The sequence below is a fragment of the Pseudomonas sp. 05N434 genome (assembly GCF_056396965.1).
The window spans coordinates 1-6,963 of sequence record NZ_JBFTMK010000493.1; the positions used below are offsets into that span (position 1 = coordinate 1).

The following is a 6,963-nucleotide window of genomic DNA, read 5'->3' on the forward strand; positions in this document are numbered from 1 at the left end:
CCTCCTTCTGTTCCCCGTACCGCCGCGCCTCAGCAACATAATGGGCGGAGTCCAGCCCTGGGAGATGGCTTGCCAGATCCGACAGGTTCTGCCGGCTGGACTTGGCCTGGTAATAATTCCACTCGTTGGCGGCTTCGGTTTTCTGGATAGCGGCGTTGTTTTTGTCCATGGCCGCCTCATTCTCCGTTGAGCCGGCCTGATAGCTCATCAGAGCGCCGACGGTCGCCATGATGGCTGTCATCACCGCAATCTTGCTGGCAAAGCTGTCGCCTTGTGCATGCGCATGATGGGTGGTGTGCTCAATGTGTTGCTCGTGTGGGCTGGGGACTTCGAACTCTTCAGGCATGGGTGTCGATCTTGGAGGTGTTAGTGGAGATGGACAGCATTATGAATTGTCCCTGATTCTTTGGACACAATTGACTGGCAGCCAGTGGTCCAAAGTGTGTAAAAAGCCACTGATCTCGATAACGCTGTGCAAGACTCTTATTTCGATGGACGTTGAGGTCACAAACGACCTTAGCTCTTAGTACATCTCACCCGTGACGATCACCGTCCACAGGACTCGCGAGGAAGCACATGATCGATGGTTCCGCCGTTTTGACAGTCTTTTTGGTCTACTTGGCCGGCGTCGTTATCCCCGGGCCAAATTTCGTTGCGGTGGTCCATAAAGCGGTGGCTGCTACGCGGTCAGAAGCTCTGGCTTTGGTCGCGGGCATCGTACTGGTCAACTTGTTCTGGTCCACCTGTGCAATTGCAGGTCTCGGGGTTGTATTTGCTGCGCTCCCTTGGGCTGCGCTTGTTGTAAAGGTTCTGGGCGCCGCCTACCTGATGTGGTTCGGATTCCGACTGCTGATCAACGCAGGGAAGAATGCGCTTGGCCCGCTAAATGATGCCATCGCCGGCAGTTGCCGGCAGTCCTTCATTCAGGGTGTGGTTACCAATATTGGCAACCCCAAGTCCATGGCTTTCTATGCCGCTGTCTTTTCAGCCGCAGCCCCCGCCCACGTTTCGCCAGGCACGTTTTTGTCGATGCTGGCAGTTGTCGTGGTGGTTTCAATGACCTGGTATGGAATGGTCGCAATCGCTCTTTCGCAATCCAAGATCGCTGCCGGGTACCAAGGGAGGAAAAAAGCAATTGATCGACTGTGCGGTGGGTTGATTTTGTCTTTGGGGATTCGCCAACTGGTTTAGCAATCCTCTCCTTTATCCGAGAAGAAGGAGACACACTTCGCGATGTCTTCCCCGCTCCCCTCCCCGGCTGCGTACAGTTCTTCTCGATGGGTCAGGGCCTGGAGCCCGCGTCCATTTCGCAGGCCCGCGTCAGTGCTTGCGTATCGATATACTCCCGGATGTTCGTCAGCTTTCCATTTCGCACGGTAATGGCGAAGACCCAATCGTCCTCCCACGTTTTATTCGTGGCTTTGATTCTCCCCTTGGCGAAGCCGACGACCAGAACCCGGTCACCCTGCGCCACGTATTCGTGGAACTCCATGACAGAGGTTTCCGTCTTTTCGGAAGCCTTCTGAAGCAGATCTTCCAATCCCGCGTGCCCGCGATGCGTGCCAGCCAGCGGCCAGTCCTCGCCCGGAATGATCCATTCAATATCTTCGGAAGTCAGCGCCGTTAGACCTCGCCTATCGCTGCGGCCCATTGCAGTAAAGAAGTCCTTAACAACCTGAACATTCTTTTGTGTGTTCATCAAAATCTCTCCGCTTCTCTCGCATCTGCTCGCGTCCGTTCTAATCAGATACCTTGTGGACCTGCCGGTGAGGGGCGTGGTGTCGGAGACTCAGCCGATATCGACTTTCAAGGCGATGTCCCAAGTGCCGGCGCCGTTTTTCGCCAGGCCGATCATCATCAGGCCGAGCGCCTCGAGCGTCTGGGCCATGTGCAGGCCACCAACATCTAACGGACGCAGCCCGAGACTTTCGATGAACGTCGAGACGCGTGCCTTGGTCTGCGGATCGTCGGCGGCGATGAACGCATCGAGGGGGCCTCCCTTGGCAAGGACGTGGCCGAAAAGGGTGTTGAATGCCTTCACGACATGCGCGCTGGCGGGGGCGATCCTGGCGATCTCCTGCGCACCAGAACTGCCGGCGGGAGAGACGAGACCCGTGAGGTCCGGCGAGGCCGTGTTGGTGATGTCGATGATCACCTTGCCGTCGAGCGCGTCCCCGTAATCGGCCACCACCGAGGCCGCACCGGTGTAAGGCACGGCGAGGATGACGATGTCGCCGGCGGGCGCGGCCCCATAGGTTCCTGTGGTCGCTCCCGCTGCGAGCTTGTCGACCAGCGCCTGCGCCTTGGCGGGGTCGCGGCTGACCACCTCGACGGTGTGTCCAGCTTTGACGGCACGACCGGCGATGGCCGCAGCCATGCCTCCTGAACCGATGATGCTGATAGTGCTCATGTGTAATCTCCAAATGAGTTGGGGTATTGCCCGCAATCTCTGAACGGGCTTCCCCCGGTTGGTATCCCGTGTTGTGCCGGGCTCGTTGCGACCCGGCGAACAGCCTCAGCTCACTCAGGCGGCAGGGAAGTAATGGCCATTGTCCATATCGGCAAACAGGCCCGGCTGCATTGGTGTCCAGCCGAGCATCCGGCGCGTGATATCGCTCGACGCCGGGGTATCCAGCGTCACCAAGTTCGCGAGGAAGCCGAAGAAACCCGGCCCCATCATTACGTCCGCAGGAATGGGCACGACGGGAAGGTTCAGACGGCTGCCAATGGCCTGCGCGATCTCGCGGTACGGGATAGCCCCTTCGGCAACCGCATGCCAGGATCTGCCAGCGGGCCCCTTCTCCAGCGCCAGGCGGAACAGGGTAGCGAGGTCGCGGGCATGCACTGCCGCCCACCGGTTGGAGCCGTCGCCGGGGAAGCCAACGACGCCCTTTTCCTTTGCTTGCCCGATGAGGACCTGAAGGAAACCGGCCTTGTCGGTTGAGCTGTGCATGATTTCAGAAATGCGCACGACCGAAGACCGTACGCCCCGCTCTGCGAGACCGATTACAGTCAGCTCCACGATGTTACGAACCCGCAGGGAGCCCTTATATTGATCGCCAGCCGGAGAAAGAGCCGGATCTTCCTCGGTCGCCGGTCGGCTCTGGAGCGGCCCAGGAACCGGCCAACCCTCGTTAGTCGGCGAACCGATGCTGCCCGACACGACCAGCGGCTTTCCCGTTCCAGCCAGTGCATCACCGTATGCGAGCATGATCTGGACCTCCGCTGCGGCAACAGCGTCGATCCCGCCGACCGGAAGCAGGTCTTGTCGGTGCGCGACGTGGATTACGCCGTCGGCGGCTGCAGCCGCCTCCTTGAGCCCCTCGAGATCATCGAGATCACCGCGACGCACCTTTGCGCCGAGCGCAGTGATCGCCTCCGCCGCGCTGTCTGACCGGGCCAAAGCCGAGGCTCTCGATGAATGCCGAGACGCGTGCCTTCGCCTGCGCGTCGTCTCCAGCGATGAACACGTCCAACGGGTGGCCCTCGACAGGAGCGGCAGCCAGGACGTGGGAGAAATGGGTGTTGAACGCCTTGATGACTTCGGCGTCGGCTGGGGCTGCTTTGGCGATTTCCTGCGCGCCGAAACTATTCTCAGGAGTCACAAAGCTTGTGAAGTCGGGGGCGACGGGGTTGGTGATGTCGACAAGAAGCTTGCCTGCCAACTCTTCGCCGTACTGCTTCACCACGTCGAGAACGACTGAATAGGGAACCGCCAGAATGACAATATCCCCGGCCGGCGCGGCGYCGAACGTTCCTGTCGTCGCGCCGGCTCCGATCTGCTCGGCCAGCGCCCGCGCCTTGATGGCGTCACGACTCATCACCTCGACGGTGTGTCCGGCTTGGGCGGCAAGGCCGCCGATCGCTGCGGCCATGCCACCTGAGCCGATGATGCTGATAGTGCTCATGCGCAGTTTCCTTGCAGGTATGGGGGTTGATCATTCCATGGCTGCTGGTGCGATCCGGCGAACTCATTCAACGTGCGATCCATGCTGGTCGTTTTACTTGCAAATAGCAAGTGATCTATGGAATTTTACTTGCGACATGCAAGCGATGCTAAGATCCAGCCATGAAGACAACTCTTAAAGAAGACTTTCGATCCCATTGCGCGGTGAACTACGGCGTGGAGATTTTCGGCGACCGGTGGTCGCTCTTGATCATTCGCGACATCGTTTTTGTTGGAAAGAAGACGTATGGCCAGTTTCTGAAATCGGAAGAGGGAATCGCGACCAATGTTCTTGCTTCCCGACTTGCCTTTCTTGAGGAGCAAGGCGTTCTCTCGAAGGCGCCCAGCCCCGACGACAGACGCAAGGACTTTTACACGTTGACCGAGAAGGGCCTGGACCTCATTCCCATCGTGATCAACATTGTGCTCTGGAGCGCGAAGCATGATTCGAAGTCGTACGTGCGGCGCCACGAGGACTTAGTTGCTCGATTAAGTCAAAACCCCATGCAGGTGAGCGAGGAAGTGAAGGCGCTGGTCCGCAATGGCGGGTGCCTCTTTCCTGAGAGCGGGGGATGAACAAAGCGGCGAACGCGCCCTGTCACGGCGCGCAAATGAGTTGGTATCGGTTCCGATGACTCAGGTCCGAGGGCTCGCGACCATTTCCGAGGCCCGCGACAATGCTTGCGTGTCGACGTACTCCCGGATGTTCGTCAGCTTGCCATTGCGAACAGTGATGGCGAAGACAAAATGGTCCTCAAACGTCCTGTTCGTGGCTTTGACTTTCCAAGTTGTGGCCAGGACCGCATCAACATTTACGATCGCGATTCATCAGCCGAACTTGACCAAGTCCTTGAAGATCAGTTGACCCCAGCTATTTCCGCGCGCCTGCACAAGCAGTCCACCTTCCGAAAGCCCACCCAGTTTGATCGGCGAGAAACCGAGATTTTCTGCAAGCGCACCCACTTCCGTTGCGGCGCCGTCATCGTCGCTCGCCAGGAACACGACTCTCCTGCCACCCTGTACGGCCGGATCCTGGCCAAGGACGGCAGCGCCCAAATGATTGAAGSCCTTGACCAGTCGTCCACCAGTAAAGGCCTGCGCGACGACTCTGGAAGATGGCTCTCCTCCCAGTTCTTCAGGGGACACGCCGTAGGCATTGGTCACATCGATGATGGTCTTCCCCTTCCAGGTCGGCAACGCCTTAGCGACATCCGGGTGCGACTCGAAACGGACAGCCAGAAAGACGATGTCCGCCTTGACCGCGTCCGCCAGTTTTTTGGGAATGATCTGAGGTCCGATCGCTGCTGCGACGGATGCAAAGCTTTCTGGGGCGCGCGTGGTTGCAACGGCTACTTCGATGCCGTTGCGGGCAAACGCCTTGGCCAGGGCCTGGCCGATATTGCCGAAACCGATGATTGCGTAGCTCATATATTCTCCTCAGGTTTACCACCCCCGGCGGCGCCAAATAGCGGGCCGGGCGTGGCGAGTCAGATTTGCGCCAGGCCGCCGTCGACGGCGACCTCGCTGGCGGTCATGAAGCTGCTGTCCTGCGACGCGAGAAAGGCAGCCACCGCTCCGATCTCCGCTGGATCGGCCATGCGCTGGAGCGGATTCATCGAGGCGAAGACCTTCATGCCCTCCTCGCCTAGCGCGGCCTTCGCGAGTTCGGTCGCCGTCGGCCCGGGCGACAGCACGTTTACCCGGATGCCAGTGCCCTTCAAGTCCTCCGCCCAGGTCCGCGCGAGGTTGCGCACTGCCGCCTTGCTCGCGCTGTAGACGCTGAATGCCGGGGCGCCCGTGGTGCCGGCGCTCGACCCGGTCAGGATGATCGAACCGCCCTGGCCCATCAGCGGCAGCGCCTTCTGGACCGTGAAGATCGTCCCCTTCACATTGGTTTCGAAGGTTTCGTCAATGTGCTCGGCAGTGAGCTTGCCGAGCGGAAGCGGGCCTCCCGCCCCGGCATTGGCGAAAACGATGTCGAGGGTTCCGCGCTCGGCCTTCACCGCCGCGTAGAGTCGGTCGAGGTCGGCCTCATCGGAGACCGAGCCCTTCACCGCGCGGGCATTGGGCCCAAGTTCGGCCACAGCGGCGTCAAGCGCTTCCTGCCGGCGGCCAAAGATGAAGACGAAGGCGCCCTCCTCGATGAAGCGTTTTGCAGCGGCGAGGCCGATGCCCGTAGCGCCACCGGTGATCACAGCGGTCTTTCCATTCAGTCTGGTCATGTCGTACATCCTTCCTAAGCGTTGTATGGAAGCAGGGAGCTGCTTGCTTGAGAACGACTATGCGGATCTAATAACCTAACGACAAGTATGCACTTTTAGGTAAGTACCCAATATGACCACACCTTCTGAAACCTGCGACCCCGGCTCCGGGCTCAACGCCACGCTGCGCATCATCTCGGGCAAGTGGAAACCGCTGGTCCTGTTTTTCCTGCGCGACGGCCCAAAGCGCTATGGCGAACTCAAGCGTTTGATCCCTGGCGTCAGTGACAAGGTGCTGATCCAGCAATTGAAGGATTTGGAGGCCGATCACGTGCTGGCGCGGACCGACTACAAGGAAGTGCCGCCGCGCGTGGATTACACGCTGACCCCGCTCGGTCGCAGCCTGGCTGACGCGATCATCCCGCTGTGCACCTGGGGAACCGAGAACATGGCGGAAGTGGCAAGCATCTTCGCCAAGCGCGACACGCTGCCCTAGCGGGATGTGGCTCGGCATATTGCAGCGACACCGGAGTACATGCGCTCTCGCCACGAACGCAAGAATCTTGAAATGTTGTTTGCCCACCTCAAGCGCATCTTGAAAGTGGATTGTTTACGACTACGTGGCATGAGTGGCGCGACCGATGAGTTCACGCTGGCCGCCGCAGTGCAGAACCTGCGCCAGCTGGCCAAACTTTTACCGCAAGGGCCACCGGTCACGGGATAGGTGCGCCTGCACCAAGTAATAAATCTCAAATTGACCCAATCCACTAGATAACAAACCTCAAAGAAGCCGAACAATGAGGTCGTCGGCTATTT

10 protein-coding genes and 1 pseudogene are annotated in these 6,963 nt (G+C 59.5%); 4 read left to right on the forward strand and 7 right to left on the reverse strand.

Annotation, left to right across the window (positions count from 1 at the left end; translation table 11 throughout):
• A partial coding sequence (locus tag AC1DLB_RS24240) for a DUF4337 family protein (RefSeq protein WP_477785772.1) occupies window positions 1-346 on the reverse strand: 346 nt, incomplete at its 3' end.
• 230 nt (window positions 347-576) lie between these two features.
• On the opposite strand from AC1DLB_RS24240, the gene AC1DLB_RS24245 reads away from it, so the two are divergent.
• Window positions 577-1,191 carry a LysE family translocator gene (locus AC1DLB_RS24245; RefSeq protein ID WP_018930260.1) on the forward strand — a complete coding sequence of 205 codons (615 nt, stop codon included), beginning with the start codon at window positions 577-579 and terminating at the stop codon, window positions 1,189-1,191.
• Window positions 1,192-1,282: 91 nt separating this feature from the next.
• Here the strand turns inward: AC1DLB_RS24245 and AC1DLB_RS24250 are convergent, their stop codons facing one another.
• The 4 genes from AC1DLB_RS24250 to AC1DLB_RS24265 all read right to left on the reverse strand — a co-directional run bounded on the left by AC1DLB_RS24250 (window position 1,283) and on the right by AC1DLB_RS24265 (window position 3,908).
• A complete protein-coding gene (locus tag AC1DLB_RS24250; protein WP_477744633.1) occupies window positions 1,283-1,699 on the reverse strand; it encodes a nuclear transport factor 2 family protein in 417 nt (138 codons plus the stop codon).
• 90 nt (window positions 1,700-1,789) lie between these two features.
• On the reverse strand, window positions 1,790-2,410 hold the full coding sequence (locus AC1DLB_RS24255; protein ID WP_477744634.1) for an NADPH-dependent F420 reductase: 621 nt from the start codon (window positions 2,408-2,410) through the stop codon (window positions 1,790-1,792).
• A 114-nt stretch (window positions 2,411-2,524) separates the two neighbouring features.
• Complete coding sequence (locus tag AC1DLB_RS24260) at window positions 2,525-3,403, reverse strand: NAD-dependent epimerase/dehydratase family protein (protein WP_477785773.1); 879 nt, start codon at window positions 3,401-3,403, stop codon at window positions 2,525-2,527.
• Entirely contained in the window at window positions 3,339-3,908 is a 570-nt protein-coding gene (locus AC1DLB_RS24265) for an NADPH-dependent F420 reductase (protein WP_477785774.1), read from the reverse strand. Before AC1DLB_RS24265 ends, AC1DLB_RS24260 begins: the two co-directional genes overlap by 65 nt.
• 161 nt (window positions 3,909-4,069) lie before the next feature.
• On the opposite strand from AC1DLB_RS24265, the gene AC1DLB_RS24270 reads away from it, so the two are divergent.
• The gene (locus tag AC1DLB_RS24270) at window positions 4,070-4,522 is read left to right on the forward strand and encodes a winged helix-turn-helix transcriptional regulator (protein WP_018930255.1); all 453 of its coding nucleotides are present in this window, start codon (window positions 4,070-4,072) and stop codon (window positions 4,520-4,522) included.
• A gap of 252 nt (window positions 4,523-4,774) precedes the next feature.
• Here AC1DLB_RS24270 and AC1DLB_RS24275 read toward each other — a convergent pair whose 3' ends face one another.
• Together AC1DLB_RS24275 and AC1DLB_RS24280 are read right to left on the reverse strand one after the other, a co-directional pair.
• Window positions 4,775-5,374 (reverse strand): NADPH-dependent F420 reductase, encoded by a 600-nt coding sequence (locus AC1DLB_RS24275; protein ID WP_477785775.1) that lies wholly within the window; start codon window positions 5,372-5,374, stop codon window positions 4,775-4,777.
• A 59-nt stretch (window positions 5,375-5,433) separates the two neighbouring features.
• The gene (locus AC1DLB_RS24280; RefSeq protein WP_018930253.1) at window positions 5,434-6,168 is read right to left on the reverse strand and encodes an SDR family NAD(P)-dependent oxidoreductase; all 735 of its coding nucleotides are present in this window, start codon (window positions 6,166-6,168) and stop codon (window positions 5,434-5,436) included.
• A gap of 112 nt (window positions 6,169-6,280) precedes the next feature.
• On the opposite strand from AC1DLB_RS24280, the gene AC1DLB_RS24285 reads away from it, so the two are divergent.
• Window positions 6,281-6,643, forward strand: a complete 363-nt coding sequence (locus AC1DLB_RS24285) for a winged helix-turn-helix transcriptional regulator (protein WP_477744636.1) — start codon at window positions 6,281-6,283, stop codon at window positions 6,641-6,643.
• Window positions 6,644-6,871, forward strand: a pseudogene (locus AC1DLB_RS24290) (transposase); the annotation flags it as partial.
• Window positions 6,872-6,963 lie beyond the last annotated feature (92 nt).

What these genes read in the sequence shown, in the direction of transcription:
- AC1DLB_RS24245 (WP_018930260.1), top strand. Translation starts at nt 577, where the DNA reads ATGATCGATGGTTCCGCCGTTTTGACAGTCTTTTTGGTCTACTTGGCC.
- AC1DLB_RS24250 (WP_477744633.1), bottom strand. Translation starts at nt 1,699, where the DNA reads ATGAACACACAAAAGAATGTTCAGGTTGTTAAGGACTTCTTTACTGCA.
- AC1DLB_RS24255 (WP_477744634.1), bottom strand. Translation starts at nt 2,410, where the DNA reads ATGAGCACTATCAGCATCATCGGTTCAGGAGGCATGGCTGCGGCCATC.
- AC1DLB_RS24270 (WP_018930255.1), top strand. Translation starts at nt 4,070, where the DNA reads ATGAAGACAACTCTTAAAGAAGACTTTCGATCCCATTGCGCGGTGAAC.
- AC1DLB_RS24280 (WP_018930253.1), bottom strand. Translation starts at nt 6,168, where the DNA reads ATGACCAGACTGAATGGAAAGACCGCTGTGATCACCGGTGGCGCTACG.
- AC1DLB_RS24285 (WP_477744636.1), top strand. Translation starts at nt 6,281, where the DNA reads ATGACCACACCTTCTGAAACCTGCGACCCCGGCTCCGGGCTCAACGCC.